The 20,674-nt window shown below is 64.1% G+C and carries 16 protein-coding genes; 7 read left to right on the top strand and 9 right to left on the bottom strand.

Annotation, left to right across the window (positions count from 1 at the left end; genetic code table 11):
• Positions 1–5: 5 nt before the first annotated feature.
• From F3J17_RS01200 to F3J17_RS01190, 3 genes are read right to left on the bottom strand one after another with little or no spacing between them, the layout of a single operon-like run.
• A complete protein-coding gene (locus tag F3J17_RS01200) occupies positions 6–869 on the bottom strand; it encodes a CoA ester lyase (RefSeq protein WP_167052999.1) in 864 nt (287 codons plus the stop codon).
• Positions 859–1,791: an FAD-binding protein gene (locus tag F3J17_RS01195; RefSeq protein ID WP_167054387.1), complete on the bottom strand. Its 933-nt coding sequence runs from the start codon at positions 1,789–1,791 to the stop codon at positions 859–861. The genes F3J17_RS01200 and F3J17_RS01195 overlap by 11 nt, the downstream gene beginning before the upstream one ends.
• Positions 1,792–1,815: 24 nt before the next feature.
• Entirely contained in the window at positions 1,816–2,565 is a 750-nt protein-coding gene (locus tag F3J17_RS01190; protein ID WP_167052997.1) for an electron transfer flavoprotein subunit beta/FixA family protein, read from the bottom strand.
• 221 nt (positions 2,566–2,786) lie between these two features.
• Between F3J17_RS01190 and F3J17_RS01185 the strand changes: the two genes are divergently transcribed.
• Together F3J17_RS01185 and F3J17_RS01180 are read left to right on the top strand one after the other, a co-directional pair.
• The gene (locus F3J17_RS01185; RefSeq protein ID WP_167052995.1) at positions 2,787–3,920 is read left to right on the top strand and encodes a sterol desaturase family protein; all 1,134 of its coding nucleotides are present in this window, start codon (positions 2,787–2,789) and stop codon (positions 3,918–3,920) included.
• Between the two features lie 74 nt (positions 3,921–3,994).
• Positions 3,995–5,332, top strand: coding sequence for a cytochrome P450 (locus tag F3J17_RS01180; protein WP_167052993.1), 1,338 nt, complete (start codon positions 3,995–3,997; stop codon positions 5,330–5,332).
• On the opposite strand, the gene F3J17_RS01175 is transcribed toward F3J17_RS01180, so the two are convergent.
• The 3 genes from F3J17_RS01175 to F3J17_RS01165 all read right to left on the bottom strand — a co-directional run bounded on the left by F3J17_RS01175 (position 5,329) and on the right by F3J17_RS01165 (position 9,065).
• Positions 5,329–6,201, bottom strand: coding sequence for a lysophospholipid acyltransferase family protein (locus tag F3J17_RS01175; protein WP_167052991.1), 873 nt, complete (start codon positions 6,199–6,201; stop codon positions 5,329–5,331). The genes F3J17_RS01180 and F3J17_RS01175 overlap by 4 nt on opposite strands.
• 150 nt (positions 6,202–6,351) lie before the next feature.
• Positions 6,352–8,010, bottom strand: a complete 1,659-nt coding sequence (locus tag F3J17_RS01170) for an AMP-binding protein (RefSeq protein WP_167052990.1) — start codon at positions 8,008–8,010, stop codon at positions 6,352–6,354.
• A 92-nt stretch (positions 8,011–8,102) separates the two neighbouring features.
• Complete coding sequence (locus F3J17_RS01165; RefSeq protein WP_167052988.1) at positions 8,103–9,065, bottom strand: cyclase family protein; 963 nt, start codon at positions 9,063–9,065, stop codon at positions 8,103–8,105.
• Positions 9,066–9,347: 282 nt separating this feature from the next.
• Between F3J17_RS01165 and F3J17_RS01160 the strand changes: the two genes are divergently transcribed.
• The 5 genes from F3J17_RS01160 to F3J17_RS01140 all read left to right on the top strand — a co-directional run bounded on the left by F3J17_RS01160 (position 9,348) and on the right by F3J17_RS01140 (position 17,548).
• Complete coding sequence (locus F3J17_RS01160; RefSeq protein WP_167052986.1) at positions 9,348–11,051, top strand: AMP-binding protein; 1,704 nt, start codon at positions 9,348–9,350, stop codon at positions 11,049–11,051.
• The gene (locus F3J17_RS01155) at positions 11,048–14,371 is read left to right on the top strand and encodes a carboxyl transferase domain-containing protein (protein ID WP_345891107.1); all 3,324 of its coding nucleotides are present in this window, start codon (positions 11,048–11,050) and stop codon (positions 14,369–14,371) included. The genes F3J17_RS01160 and F3J17_RS01155 overlap by 4 nt, the downstream gene beginning before the upstream one ends.
• 40 nt (positions 14,372–14,411) lie before the next feature.
• Positions 14,412–15,236 carry a crotonase/enoyl-CoA hydratase family protein gene (locus tag F3J17_RS01150; RefSeq protein WP_167052984.1) on the top strand — a complete coding sequence of 275 codons (825 nt, stop codon included), beginning with the start codon at positions 14,412–14,414 and terminating at the stop codon, positions 15,234–15,236.
• 19 nt (positions 15,237–15,255) lie between these two features.
• Positions 15,256–16,134: a crotonase/enoyl-CoA hydratase family protein gene (locus tag F3J17_RS01145; RefSeq protein WP_167052981.1), complete on the top strand. Its 879-nt coding sequence runs from the start codon at positions 15,256–15,258 to the stop codon at positions 16,132–16,134.
• A 163-nt stretch (positions 16,135–16,297) separates the two neighbouring features.
• Positions 16,298–17,548 (top strand): mechanosensitive ion channel family protein, encoded by a 1,251-nt coding sequence (locus F3J17_RS01140; RefSeq protein WP_167052979.1) that lies wholly within the window; start codon positions 16,298–16,300, stop codon positions 17,546–17,548.
• Positions 17,549–17,569: 21 nt separating this feature from the next.
• On the opposite strand, the gene F3J17_RS01135 is transcribed toward F3J17_RS01140, so the two are convergent.
• The 3 genes from F3J17_RS01135 to F3J17_RS01125 are packed head-to-tail and all read right to left on the bottom strand — an operon-like array spanning position 17,570 to position 20,486.
• Positions 17,570–18,820, bottom strand: coding sequence for a patatin-like phospholipase family protein (locus F3J17_RS01135; protein WP_167054383.1), 1,251 nt, complete (start codon positions 18,818–18,820; stop codon positions 17,570–17,572).
• Between the two features lie 39 nt (positions 18,821–18,859).
• Positions 18,860–19,642: a 3-hydroxybutyrate dehydrogenase gene (locus tag F3J17_RS01130; RefSeq protein WP_167052977.1), complete on the bottom strand. Its 783-nt coding sequence runs from the start codon at positions 19,640–19,642 to the stop codon at positions 18,860–18,862.
• A gap of 28 nt (positions 19,643–19,670) precedes the next feature.
• On the bottom strand, positions 19,671–20,486 hold the full coding sequence (locus F3J17_RS01125) for an acetoacetate decarboxylase (protein WP_167052975.1): 816 nt from the start codon (positions 20,484–20,486) through the stop codon (positions 19,671–19,673).
• Positions 20,487–20,674: the final 188 nt, after the last annotated feature.

The raw sequence follows: 20,674 nt of genomic DNA, 5'->3' as shown, positions 1-20,674 counted from the left end.
TTCGATCAGGTTTTCTTAAGCGCCGCCGCCAGCGCGAGAATCTGTTGTGCCCGCAACAACACCGGCCGATCGACCATCTTTCCGTCCACGGTGATTGCGCCCGCACCGGCCTGGCTGGCCGCTTCAGCGACGCGCGCGGCCCACGCCAGTTCCTGCTCGCCGGGACGAAACACGCTGTGAACGGCCTCGACCTGTTTCGGATGAATGCAGAGCTTGGCGCCAAAACCCAGCCGCTTGCCGTTGAGTGCATCGCGCCCGATACGCTCGATGTCGTGGATATCAGGCGTCACGCCATCGACGGGCGCGTCGATATTGGCGACGCGCGAGATCAGCGCAAGCTGGCTGCGGTAGTGATTGAGCGGCTCGCCGTCGTCGGGCATGCCCATTTCGGCGATGAAATCCAGCGTGCCGAACATCAGCCGCCGCACGAACGGCGCTTTCGCGATGGCCATCGCGTTCCACATGCCCAGCGCGCTTTCGATCAGCGGATAGACGCTCACGCGGCGGCGCGCCAGGGCAATCGTGGCGGTGACGTCTTCGGCGCTTTCGGCTTTTGGCAGCACGATTCCGGCCACGCCATCCAGCGCGCCAAGTTTCGCGTCCTGCTCGAACCACGGCGTGGCGCGGCCATTGATGCGCACCAGCACCGGATGCTTGCGCGAAACCCAGTTTGCGATGTTCTCGCGCGCCGCCTCTTTGGCGGCCGGCTCCACGGCATCTTCGAGGTCGATGATGACGGCGTCCGCGCCGCTTTCGAGCGCGCGCTCGAAGCGCTCCCGGCGGCTGCCCGGGACGAAGAGGTATGACTGCGGCGAGAACGCGGGCGATGCGCCGTCGTCGCCTGCCTGGCGGCGGAAATCAGAGGGCATGCTCAAGCTCCGGCACGACCGTGAACAGATCGCCGACGAGGCCGTAATCGGCCACGCTGAAGATCGGCGCTTCCTCGTCCTTGTTGATCGCGACGATGACCTTCGAGTCCTTCATGCCAGCCAGATGCTGGATCGCGCCCGAGATGCCGACCGCCACGTACAGTTGCGGCGCGACGATCTTGCCGGTTTGACCGACCTGGTAGTCGTTCGGCACGTAGCCCGCGTCCACTGCTGCGCGCGATGCGCCGAGTGCTGCGTTGAGCTTGTCAGCCAGCGGTTCGAGCACTTGCGTGTAGTTCTCGCCGCTGCCCAGACCACGGCCACCCGAGACGATGATCTTCGCGCTCGTCAGTTCCGGACGGTCGAGCTTCGTGACTTCGCGGCCCACGAAAGCGGCCTTGCCGTTGTCCGCTGCTGCTTCCAGCTTTTCGACTGCTGCGCTGCCACCTTCGGCTGCCACTGCATCGAATGCCGTCGTACGGACCGTGATGACTTTGACCGGATCGGCCGATTGCACCGTCGCAATCGCGTTGCCAGCGTAGATCGGGCGCTCGAACGTATCGGCTGCACAAACTGCGGTGATGTCCGAAATCTGCGCGACGTCCAGCTTCGCAGCGATACGCGGCGTCACGTTCTTACCTGCTGCTGTTGCCGGAGCCAGGATGTGCGAGTAGTTCTTTGCGATCGCGAGAATCGTCGCTTCGACGTTCTCAGCCAGACCTTGCGCGAGTTGCGGCGCATCGGCCAGCAGGACCTTCGAAACGCCTGCAATCTTCGCTGCTGCATCGGCAGCAGCCTGAGCGTTGTGGCCCGCGACCAGCACATGCACGTCGCCGCCGATCTTCTGTGCCGCAGCAACCGTGTTCAGCGTTGCAGCCTTGATCGACTGATTGTCGTGTTCAGCGATTACCAGATTCACCAGATTCGTCATTTTTCAATCGCTCCCTTACAGCACCTTGGCTTCGGTCTTCAGCTTCTCGACCAGCGTCTTCACGTCCGCGACCTTCACGCCTGCCGAACGCTTCGGCGGCTCAGCAACCTTGAGGGTCTTCAGACGCGGCGTGACGTCCACACCGAGGTCTTCCGGCTTGATCGTTTCCAGCGGCTTCTTCTTCGCCTTCATGATGTTCGGCAGCGTGACGTAGCGCGGCTCGTTCAGGCGCAGGTCCGTCGTGACGACTGCGGGCAGCGTCAGCGAGAGCGTTTCCGCGCCGCCATCGACTTCACGCGCAACCGTGGCCTTGCCGTCAGCAACCGTGATCTTCGAAGCGAAGGTCGCTTGCGGCAGGTCTGCCAGCGCAGCCAGCATCTGGCCCGTCTGGTTCGAATCGTCGTCGATGGCCTGCTTGCCCAGCACGATCAGCGAAGGCTGTTCCTTGTCGACAATCGCCTTGAGCAGTTTCGCCACCACCAGCGGCTGCAATTCTTCATCGGATTCGATCAGCACGGCACGGTCCGCGCCGATCGCCAGCGCAGTACGCAGCGTTTCCTGCGCCTGGGCCACACCTGCGGAAACAGCAATGACTTCCGTCGCGATACCCGCTTCCTTAAGGCGCACCGCTTCTTCAACAGCGATTTCGTCGAACGGGTTCATCGAAAACTTCACATTGGCGACATCCACGCCCGTGCTATCCGACTTCACCCGCACTTTGACGTTGTAGTCGACCACACGCTTGACCGGCACCACGATTTTCACTTTTGCTCCTCCACGCTTTCTATACGCGCAATTCGATAACGCATTACACCGTGGGATCGAGAGGAACAACAACTATCGATTAACTTTGCCGGTCATAGCCGAGGCCTATGGTCCGCCGGCACGCTGCAAAAGAATCACGTCCCCCACGCTCTATAATCGGTAGCCCTCGCGCCATACGTTGAAGGCCTTGATCCCAAGAACCGAAGAATAATGCCTGTCGCATGACTCCATCCGCTCTTGCCTGCACCGTAGGCGGCTGTCTGATCCTCGCGGAGCTCGTTGCGCTACGCCTCGTCCGGCGCGACCAGACAAGCTGGGCCGAGCTGGTTTTCAACCTGAATTCTGGCCATATCCTGATGTGGGTGTTCCGCGGCGTCGAGATCGCCGCCTATGCCGCCGTGCTCGCACAGTTCAACCTGCATTGGGTCGATCGCTGGCCGCGTGCGCTGCAATGTTTGTTCGCATTTTTCGCCTGGGATTTCTGCTTTTACTGCCGTCATCGCGCGCATCACACAATCGGGCTGCTCTGGGCGGTCCATGTGGTGCACCATCAGGGCGAGCATTTCGATCTGTCGCTGTGCAACCGCAACTCCTGGTATGCATCGCTCACCGACTTTCCCTTCACCGGCGTGCTTGCCCTACTCGGCTTGCCGCTCGATATCTACGTGGCAGTTTCTTCGTTTCACTACGCGGTGCAATTCTTCAACCATAGCGGCCTCGTGCGTTCTACAGGCTGGCTCGACCGCGTGCTGGTGACGCCGTTGCATCATCGCGTGCACCATCGCGCGGAAGCCCGTTATTTCAACCGCAATTTCGGCGGTACGCTGCTCCTGTGGGACAAGCTGCTCGGCACCTTCGAGCAAGCCGATCCTGCCGAAAAAAATGCGCGCTACGGCGTCGACGGCATCGCCAATAGCCGCAACCCGCTGCGCGCGAGCAACGAGCCGATCCTGCGCCATTTTGGCAGCGCATGGCCCGGCGCGTCCGGCGACAGTACGCGCGGCCTCAATGGCCTGTTCGTTGCGGTGGGCGGACTGCTGCTCTACATCCTGCTGATCTGCTGGCTCAATCAACAGCCCGATGGCGCACTTGTCTATGCTTCGCCGCTGATGGCCATTACGCTGTTCGGCACCATTGCGCTGGGCGCACATAGCGACGGCCAGCGTTGGGGCCTCGCCGGCTGGATTGCGTTGGCCTTCGTACTGCCTGGCCTGCCTGCGTTCGGCCTGCTGGAATGGGCCCCGCATAATGCAGTGCCGCGTGTGCTGTTGTTCGCCTTCGCCGCCCACGGCGCGTGGGGCTTCGTGTGGCTGCTGCGCGGCATCGCGCTCAAGCGCACCGCGTCGAATTTTTGACTATGTCCGCGACTTCGTCCATTTCCACGCCTCCCGCACCGCCTTTTTATCCCCCCGCGCCGACACCCCATCGTGTGCCCCTCGGTCCGCTTGCCCTGCTGCTGACGATCCGCCGCAATGTGCTCGATATCTGGACCGAGGCCGATTTCAGGCTGCCGCTCCAGATACGCAAGACCATCGTCGACCGCCGCGCGCTGATCAGCGACCCGGCCGCGATCCGCCATATATTCGTGGACAACGCGCGCAACTACGAGAAGAACGAATTGCAGTTGCGCCTGCTGCGTCCTGCACTAGGCGTCGGCCTCGTCACGGCGAATGGCGATGCATGGCGTCGGCAGCGCCAGATGCTCGCGCCGTTCTTCTCGCCGCCGCGCATGAATGCGCTTGCTGCCGCGAAAGACGCAGCCACAGCGCGATCGGCGGCACGCATCGGCGCCATTGCCCAGGCTGCAAATGGCGACAACACGCTCGATATCGCCGACGAAATGGGGCGCCTGACGCTGGAGATTCTTGAGCACACGCTCTTCAGCGCCGGGCTCGACTACGTGCCGTCGATGTTCCAGAAAGCTGTCGCGCAATATCTGGAAACGCTCGGGCGACTCGATTACCTCGATCTCATCGGTATGCCGGATTGGCTGCCGCGCTGGAACCGCTTCAAGGCGCGGCATACGCTGCGCTTCGCCGCCCAGGTGGTGGACGGTATGGTCGATGCGCGACGGCGCTTGATTGACGGTAGTCAGGATGGCGAAGGGGTGCCGCCCGATCTGCTCACGCATCTGCTGGGCGCACGCGACGCCGCAGGCCGGAATTTAAGCACGCGCGAGGTTCATGACAACATCGTCACGTTTATCGGCGCGGGACACGAGACCAGCGCCAATGCGCTGACCTGGACGCTTTATCTGCTCTCCCAGTCACCGCACTGGCGCGCGCGCGTCGAAGCCGAAATCGACGCTCACGCGCACGAAGGCCCGCATTTCGCCGACCTGCCGCTCACGCGCGCCGCAATCGAAGAAACTTTGCGCCTCTACCCGCCGATTCCGATGATGAGCCGCATCGCCCGCGAGGACGATGCGGTAGCGGGCATGGCGATTCCCGCGGGCACTATCGTGACGGTCGCGCCGTATGTGCTGCATCGGCACGAGACGCTGTGGCATGACCCGAATTGCTTCGACCCTGAGCGCTTTATCGGCGAGCAGCGCGCAAAGATTGCGCGTCACGCGTGGCTGCCGTTCGGCGCGGGCGCGCGCACCTGCATCGGCATGGGCTTCGCGATGAGCGAGATGATCGTTGTGCTGCGTCATTTGTTGCGGCGCTTTCGTTTCGATCTTGCGCCGGGACATCCTGTCATGCCGCAGGTGCGCGTGACGATGCGTCCGCAATACGGCATGAAAATGCGTGTGCAACTACGCTAGCCGGCGTCCATTTCTGTGCCCTCGTCTCCAAGCGCATAAGTGCGCGCGCGCAGCGTCTCTATCAACGCGCGGTCGCTGGGCGCGTCGCGCAGTTCGTCGCCCATGATCGGCATACCGATGCGTGCCGTCACCGACGTGCCGATGCGCGCAGCCACCTCGCGGAAAATCAGCGCGAGCTTGAGGGTGCGTTCGATATGGCTGGCGATCTGGAATAAGCGGCTATTCTGGCCGCAGAAGTAGACCGGCAGCACCGTCGCTCCGGTGCGTCGCACGAGTTGCGCGGAGAAGCTCCCCCATGCGGGATCGATCGCGCGTTGACGTCCCCATCGATCCGGCGAAACGGATATCAGCCCCGCCGGGAACACGATCAACGCGCCGCCGCGCTGCACGTGTTCGAGCGCCTCGCGTCGCACGGCAATATTGGTTGCCCGCGCCGTACCCCGGATCGACAGGTCGACGGGCAACAACCAGGGCTGCAATTCAGGCGCCTGCGCCAGCACGGAACTCGCCAGCAGCTTGAAATCGGGCCTCAAGCGCCCGATCAACCAGCACAGCGTAATGCCATCTAGCACCCCATAGGGATGATTGGCGATCACCACGAGCGGGCCTTGCGCTGGAGCACGCGCGAGCGCTTCGGCGTCATAGCGGATATCGAGTTCGAGCAGACGCACGGCCGCCTGCCAGAAGTTTTCACCCGCGACCGGATGCGAGCGGTTATGCCGGTACAGGCGCTCCAGTTTTGCGCGTGAGGTCCAGCGCTCGATGGTTTGGATCACGAAGCGCTTGAGCGGCGTCGTAACCTGTTCTGCATAAGAAAAACGTACTTGCCCTGGCGCGGCGACCACTTCCTCGCCGGCCTCCATTCCCATTCCAGCCATCTGCTTCTGTGCTCCCGGTCTCTGCTGGCCAATGCCTGTTGTCGTGCGTTTCGTCGCTTGCCAGCGTTGCGCCGGCAAGCGAGAGCACACTATATCGGTGAGCCAGTCCGGATGGCGGCGGGATGTACTCCAGACTTTGATCTAGCCTCGCAACTCGCGCCGCAAGATCTTGCCCGTCACCGTCTTGGGCAACTCATCGAGGATCGCGACGATGCGTGGATATTTGTACGCCGCCATCCGCGCCTTGCAGTACTCGACCAGTTCTTCCGGCGTCGCGCTCGTTTGCGGCTTGAGGCTCACGACCGCCTTCACGGTCTCGCCGCGATAGCTGTCGGGCACGCCCACCACAGCCGCCTCGCGCACGGCCGGATGCGTGTACAGCACATCCTCCACCTCGCGCGGCCAGACCTTGTAGCCGCCCGCGTTGATCATGTCTTTCTTGCGATCGACGAGATAGAACCAGCCTTGCTCGTCCATGAAGCCCACATCGCCGGTGCGAAAGAAGCCGTCGACAATCGCTTTCGCGCTTTCCTGCGGCTTGTTCCAGTAACCGGGCACCACCATCGGTCCGCGCGAGATGATCTCGCCCACTTCGCCGGGTGCGAGCGGCTGCCCTGTGTCGTCGCCGATATACGACTCCACATTGAACGCCGGCACGCCAATCGACAGCGTGCCCGATGCGGGGTCCACCGGCGCGTCGCGGCCCACGGGCACGACATGCGTGGGCGAATTGGTTTCGGTGAGACCGTAGCCGTTGTGGATGTAGTGGCCAAAGCGCGCGCGGAACGCCTCGATCACACTCGGCGGAATGGGCGCGCCGCCCGAATAGATGCGCCGCATCGAGGCGAAATGCTCGCGTGTCGCGCGCGCGTCGTTCATCAGCGCGATAAAAACCGTGATAGCGCCGATGGTGAATTCCGGCTTGTATTCGGCGATGGCGTCAAGGATCACGCCCGGCTCGAAGCGAAACGCCAGTATCAGCGGCGCGGCGCAGATAAAGGCCGCGCCCACATGGCCCACCAGCCCGGTGATGTGAAACAGCGGCGCGACGCCCAGAATCGGCGCGCCTTCGCGCAGGCCAACCCAGTCGCGATACACCTGCGCATTGAAGGCGACGTTACCGTGCGTATTCATCGCGCCTTTGGGCACGCCCGTGGTGCCCGAGGTATAGACGAGCATCGCCAGATCGTCACCGCCTGGCGTGATGGCGGGCGGCGTCTGGCCGCGATGCGCGGCAATCGCCGCGCCGAAGTCCTCGGCGTTTTCATGCACCGCCGGGCGCGTCATGCTCGCGAAGAGGCGCGGGTCGTCACGCGTCTGATATTCCAGCGCCGATGTCGTCATGACATGCACATCGACCAAGGCTTCTTCCGCCAGCAAGGGTCGCACGACGTCCTCGTAAAGCGTGCCGTGGCACACCAGCACGCGCGCGCCCGAATCCGCCAGCAATACGCGCAATTCGCGCGCGCGATTCATCGGATTCACGGGCACCGCCGTCGCGCCGATCTTCCACGCCGCCACCAGCGTGATCACGAATTGCGGCACGTTCTGCAGATAGATCGCGATGCGATCGCCACGCCCAGGGCCGCGTTCGAGCCACGCACAGGCAAGCGCATCGGACTGCTGATCGAGTTCGGCATAGGTCAGCGCGCCGTCGAAGTACAGCAGCGCCTTGTTCTGCGGTGCGCGCGCAACAGCGGCGCGAAACAGGCTGAGTGCGTCGGGATACTGTCGGGAAATCGTTGCCTCGTGACCGCTCGCGTAATGGGCGAGCCACGGTTTGCTGGCATAGGGCGTCATGAGCGCTCCTGCGAAAAGACGCGGGGGGCAGGCGCACGCAAAAAAAGCGTGCGCCGTGTCGGCATCGGATAGACGACGAGGCGATGCTACGCCTACTTCACCACCACCGGATTGACCGGCGCGCCGCTGCCGCCTACCACCTTGAGCGGTGCAGCCGTGTAGAGGAAGGACCATTGGCCGTCTTCGGCGCAATCGGCGGCGAGCGGATCGAGCTGCGCAATCTCGGTGAGCGTCACGCCCAGGTTGCGCATCAGCGCGTTATGCAGCGGCAGCGCCACGCCCGAGACCGGATCAACCGTCACTTCGTTGGCGATGGTGTCGGTGACCAGATTGGGAATTTCCATCCGATGAAACCAGTCGACCAGTTCGCGGCTATGTGTCAGCCCCGGCTCCACGAAGTTCTCGTAGAACTGCGCCTGGTCGCGCTCATAGAACGAGCCGATCCAGCCCGTGCGGATCACCAGAATGTCGCGCTTTTCGATGCTCACGCCCTGCGCCTTTGCCGCCGCGAGCAGGTCTTCGTGCGTGAAGGTTTCGCCCGGATCGAGCACGGCCTTGCCGCGATGGCGCGCCATGTCGATCAGCACGCCGCGCCCCACCACGCCACGCTCCGCGATCGGCAGCACGCTGGCCTTGTCGAGCCCGCCGATGGTCGACTTCGCGTCGTATCCGTTCCAGAGCTGGTCGTCGTACCAGACATGACCGAGCGCGTCGTACTGCGTCGAGCCTTGCAGGTACATGATCATCATGTCGTCGGCGTATTCGGCGAGCCCCGGAAAAAGCGGACCTTTCCCGCACATGTAATGGCCCTTGTCCATCACGTTGATGCGGCGCGCCTGCGAACGCCCCGGCCAGACCGGATCGCCCTTGGGATGCCCCATCTGGATCTGCAGCGTAAAGGTCTTGCCCGAGCGCACCGACGCGACGCCGCGCAGCACTTCGGCCTGGGTCAGATAGTTGAGCGAGCCGACTTCGTCGTCGCTGCCCCACTTGCCCCAGTTCTTCGGCGAATCTTCCAGCAGTTCAGCCACTTCGGGAACGTTCTTCGACTCCATGCGATGTCTCCTTTCGTCTCGCGTCGAAATGCGCGAGGAATCAGGTGATGCGTGGGCGATGCTCAAGGAATGCTCGGGGAATGCACGAACGCACTCGGCGTCCGCAGCGTCGAAATAAATCGCACGATCGTTCGCTAGTGTCAACCGGGAAAAACCGCAAGCGCGTGAAGCGGCAATCCTGCACATCATGGACGGTCTGCTCCGAAGTCCCTTCCGAAGCGCAATGGCGTAATTCACCGCGCATGGCGAACCGCTCCATCTGCCGAACCCGCGAGGCTTCCGATGAACGAACACGAGTATCTGGCGGATCTGCGTGAACGCTGGGCGCGCGCATGGCCCGCCGGCACGCCGCGCGAGCCGCAGTATCCGCTCGGCCAGCGCCCCTTGACGGCCTGTCTGCGCGAATGGGCGCGGCAAGATCCACAGCGCCCCGCCCTGCACTTCTATGGGCGCACGCTGAGCTATGGCGAACTCGACGCCCTGAGCGATCGCTGCGCCGCGCTGCTCGCGGAACTGGGCGTGCACACCGGCGATCGCGTGGCGGTGTTCATGCCCAACTGCCCGCAGATGCATATCGCGTTCTACGGCATTCTCAAGCTCGGCGCGGTGCATGCACCGGTCAGCCCCTTGTCGAAGGCGCTCGAACTCGGCTATCAGCTCAAGGACAGCGGCGCGCGGGTCGTGATCTGCGCGGATCAGCTATTGCCCGTCGTCGAGCAGGTGCGCGACGAATGCGGATTACACACGGTGATCGCAACGAACGTGGGGGAGATGCGGGGCGCGCAAAACCCTGACGCCGCGCCAGTGCCGCTGCCAGACGTTGTGCTCGCACCGAAATGCGTGAGCGGCAACGCCATCGATCTGCTGGCGGCGCTCGACAAGATCAGCGCGCCCGCGCCCACACACGAGCCGCAACTCGACGACATCGCCGCGCTCAACTACACGGGCGGCACCACGGGCCTGCCGAAGGGCTGCATCCACACGCATGGCGACATGCTCTACACCTGCGCGAGCTTCATGCCCGTCGCGCTGCGCGCCGACCGCGACGCCGTGTTCCTCAATTTCCTGCCTGAGTTCTGGATCGCGGGCGAAAACGCGGGGCTGCTGTTTCCCGTCTTCGCGGGCGCGGCGCTCGTGCTGCTGGCGCGCTGGGATCCGCTCGCGTGGATGCACGCCGTGGCGCACTATCGCGTGAGCCATTGCGGCATGCTGGTCGACAGCGTCGCCGAAGTGCTCGATCACCCGCGTGTGCGCGAGTTCGACACTTCCTCGCTGCGCCAGGTGGGCGCGATCTCGTTCATCAAGAAGCTCACGCGCGAATATCGGCAGCGCTGGCGCGACCTCACGGGCTGCACGCTCTACGAGTTCAGCTACGGCATGACCGAGACGCACACCTGCGACACCTTCACGCTCGGGCTCCAGGACGACGACGCCGATCTGCGCGCCCAACCCACCTTCGTGGGCCTGCCCGTGCCCGGCACCGAATTCAAGATCTGCGATTTTGCGAGCGGCGCGCTCCTGCCGCCGGGCAGCGAAGGCGAGCTTTGCGTACGTTCGCCTTCGCTGTTCAAAGGTTACTGGCAGCGCGAACAGGCCAGTGCCGAGGCGCTGCGCGACGGCTGGCTGCACACGGGCGATCTCGCCACCTTCACCGAAGAAGGGTTTATCCGCTATCTAGGTCGCCGCAAGGAGATGCTCAAGGTCAACGGCATGAGCGTGTTTCCCAGCGAACTGGAAGCGCTGCTCGGCCAGCATCCGGCGATTCTCGGCAGCGCCGTGATCGGGCGTCCCGATGCGGCGCGCGGCCAGCAACCCATCGCCTTCGTCGTGCTCAAGCCCGGCAGTGGCGCAAACGCGCACGAACTCGCCGCGTGGTGCCGCGCCTCGATGGCTGGCTACAAGGTGCCGGAAATCCGCGTGATCGACGCTTTGCCGATGACCGCGACCGGCAAGGTCAGGAAACAGGAACTGGACAAACTGCTGTGACGACTTCTGCCTTCAAGACAGCCGCTTTCAACTCGCCGATCAAGGCTGTGCTGATCGCCAACCGTGGCGAGATCGCCATTCGCATTGCGCGCGCCGTGGCCGAAGCGGGCCTTCGCAGCGTCGCCGTCTACGCCGAAGACGACGCCCGCGCGCTGCACGTGCGCCGCGCCGATGCGGCCGTCCCGCTTGCGGGCCGGGGCGCGTCGGCTTACCTGAATATCGATGCGCTGATCGAAGCCGCGCGCGCCAACGGCTGTGACGCCGTCCATCCGGGCTACGGCTTTCTGAGCGAACGCGCCGATTTCGCGCAGCGCTGCGAGGAAGCGGGCCTGCGCTTTATCGGGCCCTCGCCGGAGGTGTTGCGCATGTTCGGCGACAAGGCCCGCGCGCGCGAACTGGCGGCGCGCTGCGGTGTGCCGCTCGCGGCAGGCACGAACCGCGCGACCACGCTTGCCGAAGCGCGTGCTTTCTTCTCTGGACATCGCGCGATGATGGTGAAAGCGCTGGCAGGCGGCGGCGGACGCGGCATGCGCGCGGTGCGCGACGCCGCGGAGCTGGATGACGCCTTCGCGCGCTGCGAATCCGAGGCGCGCGCCGCCTTCGGCGATGGCGCGCTCTATGTCGAGCGCCTGATCGACGCGGCGCGCCATGTGGAAGTGCAGATCGTCGGCGACGGCGCGCACGTGAGCCATCTCTGGGAGCGCGATTGCAGCCTGCAACGGCGTCATCAGAAGGTGATCGAGATCGCGCCCGCGCCGGGGCTGAACACCGCGCTGCGGCACGCGATCATCGACGCGGCGCTGACGCTCGCGCGCGCGGTGAACTATCGCGGCATCGGCACCTTCGAGTTTCTCGTCGATACGGCGCGCGGCGACTTTGTGTTCATGGAAGCGAATCCGCGCGTGCAGGTCGAACATTGCGTGACGGAGGCCATCACGGGCGTCGATCTGGTGCGCGCGCAACTATCGCTTGCCCAGGGCGCGACGCTCGCCGATCTCAAGCTGACCGAGCCTGCGCCAGTGCGTGGCTACGCCGTGCAGGCGCGCGTGAATCTTGAAGCGATGCAGGCCGACGGCAGCGCACGGGCGGCAGGCGGCGCGCTCAGCGCCTACGAGCCGCCCAGCGGCGCGGGCCTGCGCGTGGACGGCTACGGTTATGCAGGCTACGCCACCAGCCCGAACTACGATTCCCTGATCGCCAAGCTGATCGCCCACGCCGACGATTTTCCGGGCGCGTTGCGCCGCGCCGCGCGTGGCTTGAGCGAGTTCCGGCTGGAAGGCGTCGCGAACAATATCGGCTTTTTGCAGGCGCTGCTGCAACGCGCCGAAATGCCCGACTATGCGGTGGACACGCGCTTTATCGAGCAGCATATCGGCGAACTGCTCGCGCCTGAAACGCGCAGCAAGCAAACCGAGCGTTTTTTCCGCGCAGAGGCAGGTAATGCCGCGCCGTCGCCCGAGGCGTGCGCCTTGCAGGCAGAAGCCGCCCCGCCCGGCTGCATACCGCTCAACGCGCCGAGCCAGGGCATGCTGGTGAGCCTCGACGTGCAGGCGGGCGACACCGTTGCTATTGGCCAGCAGATCGCCGTGCTCGAAGCGATGAAGATGGAGTTCGTCGTGCAGGCCGCGCAAAGCGGCATCGTTCGCGCCCTGGCCGCTGCGCCGAACGACGCCGTGTTTGAAGGCGCGCCGCTCGTCTACATCGAACCCGCCGATGTCGCCGCCGCGCAGGTGCAAAGCGAGGAAAGCCGCGATCTCTCGCATATCCGCGCCGACCTTGCCGACGTGCTGGAACGCCATGCGCTCACCCGCGACGAACGCCGCCCGCACGCCGTCGCGAAGCGCCGCAAGACGGGACAGCGCACGGCGCGCGAAAACCTCGACGATCTGCTCGACGCGGACAGCTTCGTCGAATACGGCGCGCTCGCGCTGGCCGCGCAGCGCGGACGCCGCCCGCTCGACGACCTCATTACGCAAAGCCCCGCCGATGGTCTGATCGCGGGCATCGGCACCGTGAACGCCGCGCGCGTGGGCGATGAGGCGGCGCGCTGCATGGCTATCGCCTACGACTACACCGTGTTTGCGGGCACGCAGGGCATGATGAGCCACAAAAAGACCGACCGCATGCTGCAACTGGCCGAGCAATGGCGTTTGCCGCTCGTGCTGTTCGCGGAAGGCGGCGGCGGGCGGCCGGGCGATACCGATCACGTGGGCGTTGCGGGTCTCGACTGCCGCACGTTCGCGAGCATGGCGCGGCTTTCCGGGCAGGTGCCGCTCGTGGGCGTGGTGTCGGGCCGCTGCTTCGCGGGCAATGCCGCGCTGCTGGGCTGCTGCGACGTCATCATCGCCACGCAAAACGCGAGCATCGGCATGGCGGGGCCGGCGATGATCGAGGGCGGCGGTCTCGGCAAGTTCACGCCCGAGGAAGTCGGCCCGGCGAGCGTGCAAGCGCCCAATGGCGTGATCGACGTGCTGGTGGACGACGAAGCGGCCGCCGTGAAGGTGGCAAAGCAATATCTCTCGTATTTTCAGGGGCCGATTGCAAATTGGACCTGCGCCGATCAACGGTTGCTGCGCGAAGCGATTCCCGAAAATCGCCTGCGCGTGTACGACATTCGCCACGTGATCGAGACACTGGCCGATCAGGATTCGGTGCTCGAACTGCGCCGTGCGTTTGCGCCGGGGCTGATTACGGCGCTCGTGCGCATCGAAGGTAAACCGTTCGGATTGCTTGCCAATAATCCCATGCATCTGGGCGGCGCCATCGACGCGCAATCCGGCGACAAGGCCGCGCGGTTCATGCAGCTTTGCGACACCTTCGGCCTGCCGCTGCTCTCGTTGTGCGATACGCCCGGCTTCATGGTCGGCCCGCAAGCGGAGAAGCAGGCTACCGTGCGCCACGTCTCGCGCATGTTCGTCGCGGGCGCGAACCTGCGCGTGCCCTTCTTCACCGTGGTGCTGCGCAAGGGCTACGGTCTGGGCGCGCAGGCGATGGCGGCGGGCAGTTTTCACGCGCCGCTCTTCACGATCGCGTGGCCAAGCGGAGAATTCGGCGCGATGGGGCTGGAAGGCGCGGTGCGGCTGGGCTACGCGAAAGAACTCGCCGCGATCGACGATCCCGCGCAGCGCGAAGCCGAATTCGAGCGCAGGGTCGCCGACGCCTACCGCAACGGCCGGGCAATCAATATGGCGAGCTTCCTTGAAATCGACGGCGTGATCGACCCGGCGGAAACACGCCGCTGGCTCATGCGCGGACTCAACGCGAGCCACGGTTTTACGGATCGCGAGCGCACGGGCCGGCGTTTCGTCGATACATGGTGAACCCACCAAACCCCACGAACACGATAAGGAAGGAGTTGGCATGACCCAGGATACGACCTCGCTCGTCGAGATTTCCATCGCGGACGGCGTTGCGGATGTGCGGCTCAATCGTCCGCAGAAAATGAATGCGCTGAGTCCCGCGATGTTCGACGCGATTCTCGCCGCGGGCGAGCGCCTCGCGCACGAAGCCGATCTGCGCGCCGTCGTGCTTTCCGGCAATGGCCAGGCGTTCTGCGCGGGCCTCGATCTGGAGAGCATGGCCGCGCTCGATCAGGTTGGGCGCAAAACGCCCATCGTCGAACGCACGCACGGTCTGTCGAACTACGCGCAGCAGATCTGCATGCTCTGGCGCGAACTGCCGGTGCCGGTGATCGCGGCCCTGCACGGCGTGGCCTATGGCGGCGGCCTGCAACTCGCGTTGGGCGCAGACCTGCGCTTCGTTGCGCCTGACACACGGCTTTCGGTGATGGAAATGAAGTGGGGGCTCGTGCCCGATATGGGCGGCATGGTGCTCACGCGCGGCCTGCTGCGCGAGGACCGCCTGCGCGAATTGATCTACACGGCGCGCGTGGTGAGCGCGAGCGAAGCGGTCGAGCTGGGTCTTGCGACGCGTGTTTGCGACGATCCCCTCGCGCAGGCGCTCGCGGCGGCACGCGAAATCGCTCAGCGCAGTCCCGATGCGATCCGCGCAGCCAAACGCCTGCTGCACGTTGCCGCGCAAGGCGATGCGGCGGTCACGCTGCTCGCTGAATCGATCGAACAGAATGCGCTGATCGGCGGCGCGAATCAGCGTGAAGCCGTGGCTGCGAACCTGCAGAAGCGCGCGCCGGCTTTTGCGCCCGCCTCCGAACCGCCTGAATATTGAGCCCACGACTGAGGACACCATGACCGACACTACCAGGCCATCGTTCGAGACGCTGCTCTACGCCGTCGAGGACGGCGTCGCCACCATCACACTGCATCGCCCCGAGAAACTCAACGCCTTCACCGCGACGATGATGCAGGAACTGATCGCCGCCTTCGATGCCACCGATGCCGACGACGCCGTACGCTGCGTGATCGTCACCGGCGCAGGCCGCGCCTTCTGTGCGGGCGCCGATCTGTCCTCGGGCGGCGAAACCTTTGACTACGCGAAGCGCCTGGGCACGAGCGTAGAAACCGTGCACCGCGATGGCGGCGGGCGCGTGGCGCTGCGCATCTTCCGCAGCCTCAAGCCCGTGATCGCGGCCGTGAACGGCCCAGCGGTGGGCATTGGCATGACGATGCAGTTGCCGATGGATATCCGCCTCGCGTCGAGCGATGCGAAGTTCGGCTTCGTGTTCGGGCGGCGCGGCATCACGCCGGAAGCCGCGTCTTCGTGGTTTCTCTCGCGCGTGGTGGGCATATCATCGGCGCTCGAATGGTGCTACACGGGCCGCGTGTTCACGGCAGACGAAGCGCTCGCGCGCGGTCTCGTGCGCTCCGTGCATGCACCGGACGATCTGCTGCCCGCAGCGTGGGCGCTCGCACGCGAGATCGCCGACAACACCGCGCCGGTTTCGGCCGCCATCGCTCGCCAGATGATCTGGCGCATGGCGGGCGCGAGCCATCCGATGGAAGCGCACAAACTCGACAGCCGCGCGATCCAGTCGCGCGGGCGCTCGGCCGATGCCGCCGAAGGCGTAAGCGCCTTCCTCGAAAAGCGCCCTGCCGCGTTTCCGAACCGCGTTTCCACCGACATGCCGGACTTTTTCGACTGGCAGAGCGAACCGCCTTTCGAGTAATCCACGTACGTCAACAACCGCGCGCGCGGAACCCAGGCTCGCGCGCACGGTCCCTTTCAAGTACCCTACGACCTCCGGCGCGGTGTGCTCCCCGCGCCGGTTTCTTTTTATCCGTGCGTTTTAAATCGCTTCAGGCGTTTGAAAAAGGAAACTGCAACACCCCATGAATGTGAATCAAGTCTGGTTTGAGCCGTTGGTCGGCTCGCTCGTTTTGCTCGCTGCCGCAGGCGTCGTCAGCGCCGCCGTCCACTTCCTGCTGTTTCGCGTCGTCGCGCGTCTTGCGCAGCGCTCCACGACGCGCATCGACGATGCGCTGTTCGAGTTCGGCGCGTTCAAATGGCTGAGTCGCGTGACGCCTTTCGTGGTGATCCGCCTGGGCATCGGCATGGTGCCGGGCGTGCCCGAGTCCATCGCGCAGACCGTCGATAAAGTCAGCTTCGCGCTGATCGTCATGCTGGTGACGATGACCATCAGCGCCACGCTCTCCGCGTTCGAGCACGCGCATCGCACTACGCGTCAGGATCAGCCGCGCCTCTCGCTCAAAGGCGCGATGCAACTGGTCAAGCTCGTCATGTTCATCACCGCCGCGCTGGTCGTGATCGGCGATGCGACGGGCAAGCAGATCGGCCTGCTGCTTTCGGGTATCGGCGCGATGTCGGCGGTGCTCATGCTGATTTTCAAGGACACGATTCTGGGCCTCGTGGCGGGCGTGCAGCTTTCGTCGAACGACATGCTGCGTATCGGCGACTGGATCACGATGCCCAGCGCCGGCGCGGACGGCACGGTGATCGACATTACGCTCAATACCGTGAAGGTGACGAATTTCGATCACACCATCATCACGATTCCCACCTGGAAGCTCATCACGGAGAGCTACCAGAACTGGCGCGGCATGACGGAGGCGGGCGGGCGGCGCATCAAGCGCGCGCTCTTTATCGACGCCACCAGCGTGCGCTTTCTCGAAGCCCAGGCGCTGGCGCGGCTCGAACGCTTCACGCTGTTGCAGGATTATCTGGCGCACAAGCGCGATGCGCTCACGCAGTTCAATGGCGCGCTCGGCAATGCGGGCGAATGCGCGGCCAACCGCCGGCAGCTCACGAATCTGGGCACATTCCGCGCCTATGTCGAGCAATATCTGCAACGTCACCCGGGCATTCATCGCGAGATGACCTGCATGGTGCGCCAGTTGCCGAGCAGTGCAGAAGGCGTGCCGCTCGAACTCTATTGTTTTACGAATACCACTACGTGGGTCGAGTATGAAGCGATCCAGTCGGATCTGTTCGACCATCTGATCGCCGTGCTGCCCGAGTTTGGGCTGCGCGTTTATCAGCATCCTTCGGGCTACGACATGCAGCAGGGTTTGCTGCGCACGCAGGAAAAACGCGGCGAACGCGAAAGCGCGCTCGCCGCGTGACCTGATGCCCCTCAGCGGGATTTATGCGGGCAGTTGCACGTCCACCGGCTCGTGTGCGGTCGGCAGATCGTTGCGGTCGGATTCGGGCACTTCGCCCGCGCGGCGATGGATATCGTGCGTCACGAAACCCTGCTCGCGGCTCGGCACCGCGAACCAGTCAGGATGCGAGAACGACGCGCGAATATCCTCCAGTCCGCTCGACCAGTGCTCCTCCATCGTATCGATGCTGAACTCGTAGTCCTTGTAGTGGCCTTCATACGGTTTGTTCTTGTAGATCAGATGCACGACGTTGATCGACGAGCCGTCGGCCACGGTTTCAGCGAGGCGAAACAGCGGGTCGCTGCGGCGCGCTTCGGCCGGGACGTGCTCCAGCAGTTCCTTGATGAAGCGCGCGTGCTTCTGGCGATCGGCGAGCATGTTGGTAATCGCGCGCGTGCGGCTCGAATACTGGATGTCCTTGGCGCGCTCGGCGACGTCCATGAAATCGGCGGGCACATTGCCGTTGGCGCTCCATAGATCGACCTGGAACACCAGTGTGTCCTTGTGATCCGCATCGCGCAGCACTTCCGTGAGCGGCGTATTCGAAACCAGACCGCCGTCCCAGTAGTATTCGCCTTCGATCTCCACCGCCGGAAAGCCCGGCGGCAAGGCACCCGATGCCATGAAATGCTCGGGTTCCAGGCGCATTTTCGTGTTGTCGAAATACACCAGGTTGCCGCTGCGCACGTTCACGGCGCCTACTGACACGCGTATCGGACCATCGTTGATGCGGTCGAAATCGGCAAAGCGTTGCAGGGTGGCCTTGAGCGCGGCCGTATCGTAATAGCTCACGGCGCTGGGCTGCGCCTTCTGCCAGCCCGCGACCGGCAGCGGCCGGCGCGGCGCGAAGAAGCCCGGCTGACCTTCGGTCAGCGCACGGCCCGCGGCCCACATGCTGGCCCAGCGGCGCGCCAGATCGTTGTGACCGAACAGCGGCAGCGCCAGTGAGCCGAGATTGCCAAACCAGTCGAGCGGATGGCAGATCGACTCCCAGAAGCCGCGCAAAGCGGCCACGCGCTGATCCGGCGCATTGCCTGCAATGATCGCCGTATTGAGCGCGCCAATCGACACGCCCGCGATCCAGTGCGGCTCGACACCCGCCTGCGCGAGGCCTTCGAACACGCCGGCCTGATAGGAGCCGAGCGCGCCGCCGCCTTGCAGGACGAGTGCGATTTCGTCATAGCGCGGCAGCTCAAACGGCTTGCGCTGCGGGTTGCGCTCTGCGTTGTGCATCGTGTTTGCGGTTGTTTTGCTGCTGCGCATAGACCCTCCTTAGTGCATCGACCAGCCGTGCGTGACGAGCACCGATTGCCCCGTCAGCGCGTTGGACTCGAAGCCCGCGAGGAAGGCGACCGTAGTGGCGACATCGGCGAGCGTGGTGAATTCGCCGTCCACGGTGTCCTTGAGCATCACGTTCTTGATGACGTCCGCTTCGGAAATACCCAGCGCCTTGGCCTGTTCCGGAATCTGCTTGTCCACCAGCGGCGTGCGCACGAAGCCCGGACACACGACGTTGGCGCGCACACCGCGCGAACCGCCTTCCTTGGCGACCACGCGCGCAAGGCCCAGCAGGCCGTGCTTGGCGGTCACATACGCGGCCTTGAGTTTCGAGGCTTCGTGCGAATGCACCGAGCCCATATAGACGATCGAGCCGCCCTTGCCGCTGCTGTACATATGCTTGAGCACGGCCTTGGTGGTGAGGAACGCGCCGTCGAGGTGAATCGCCAGCATCTTCTTCCAGTCGCTGAAGGCGAATTCGTCAACCGGGCTGATGATCTGGATGCCCGCGTTCGAAACCAGCACGTCGATGCCGCCGAATACTTTCGCCGCTTCTTCGATGCCCGCATTCACGGCTTCTTCATTGGTGACGTCCATCGCCACGGCCAGCGCACGGCCACCCTCTGCGTTGATGCTGTCGGCAACCTTGCCCGCCGCGGCGAGATTCAGGTCGGCGATCACCACCGCCGCGCCCTGCTGCGCAAAATGACGTGCGCAATGTTCGCCAATACCGCTTGCTGCGCCGGTAATCACGGCCACCTTGTTCTTCAACGACATAAGTAATCCTTATTGAATCAGTTAAAAATCAGACCAGTGCGGGTTCTTCGTCGCTATGACGCGCCGGCTTGTTACTTGCGCCGGTCGCGCTGGACGTATCGGCGAGGTAGTCGAAAGCGACTTCGCCAATATCGAGCGTGAGGTTCGCGATCACATGACGCGCACCGACCACGCGACGCACCGGCAGATCCGCGACGGGCGCGAGGGCATGCGGATGCAGTTCGAGTGCAGCGGGACCGCTCCACGCGCCGGTGACCGTCACATCGCGCAGATAGAAGCGCACGAGTTCGCAGATGCGCGCCGTGCCGTCCACATGCGGAATCACCTTGAGCAGATAGTTCGGCGTATCGGCGAGTTTGCGGCGCTCGTCTTCGTTGTTGAGCACGTGATGCTTGTAGCCCATCGTGCCCGTGGCCACACGTTGCGTGCCGTAATCGAGCGTGCCGAGCAGCGTGTCGTTACCATCCACGCCCAGCACCGGTCGCGCGAGCTTCTTCGGGAAGCCCCAGATCTCGCGGCCGCCGGCGATCGGGCCTTCGTCGTCGAGATACATGGAGTGGGTGTAGTTGCCAAGACGTCCTTGCGGATCGCGCACCGACACGACCTGGCCGCTTTCGGTGTAATCGCCGAAACCCGACGAATCCGGCATGCGGATGAACTCGTAATGCACGAGATTGTTCTCGGGCTTGAGCGGCTCCGGCACGATGGCGCGCAGCGCTTCGGGATCGGTTTCGTAGGTGATGATGAAGTATTCGCGATTGACGAAGCGAAACGGCGGTCGCGGATACGCGGGATTGTGTACCGGCATTGCAAACGCCTCGCGGCGGATTTGTGCTAGATCCATGCTGTCCTCATGTCTGAGCTGCGGTAAAACGTCGCGACTAATCATAGAGGCGAATGGATCGTCTGGTGAGATTCGATAGCAACAAACACCATTGCGATTCCGGCAATTAAAAAGGCGTTTGAAAGGAAATACCCGTATATTGTTCTCGCTTTCATCATGCCCCCGCTTTGCCCGATATCGATTTGTTT

Origin of the sequence: Burkholderia sp. Ax-1719, assembly GCF_011753055.1 — a bacterium.
In the GTDB taxonomy this organism is placed as follows: domain Bacteria; phylum Pseudomonadota; class Gammaproteobacteria; order Burkholderiales; family Burkholderiaceae; genus Paraburkholderia.
Note: the sequence above shows the minus strand (reverse complement) of the source record. Positions and strands in the feature narration are given on the sequence as shown.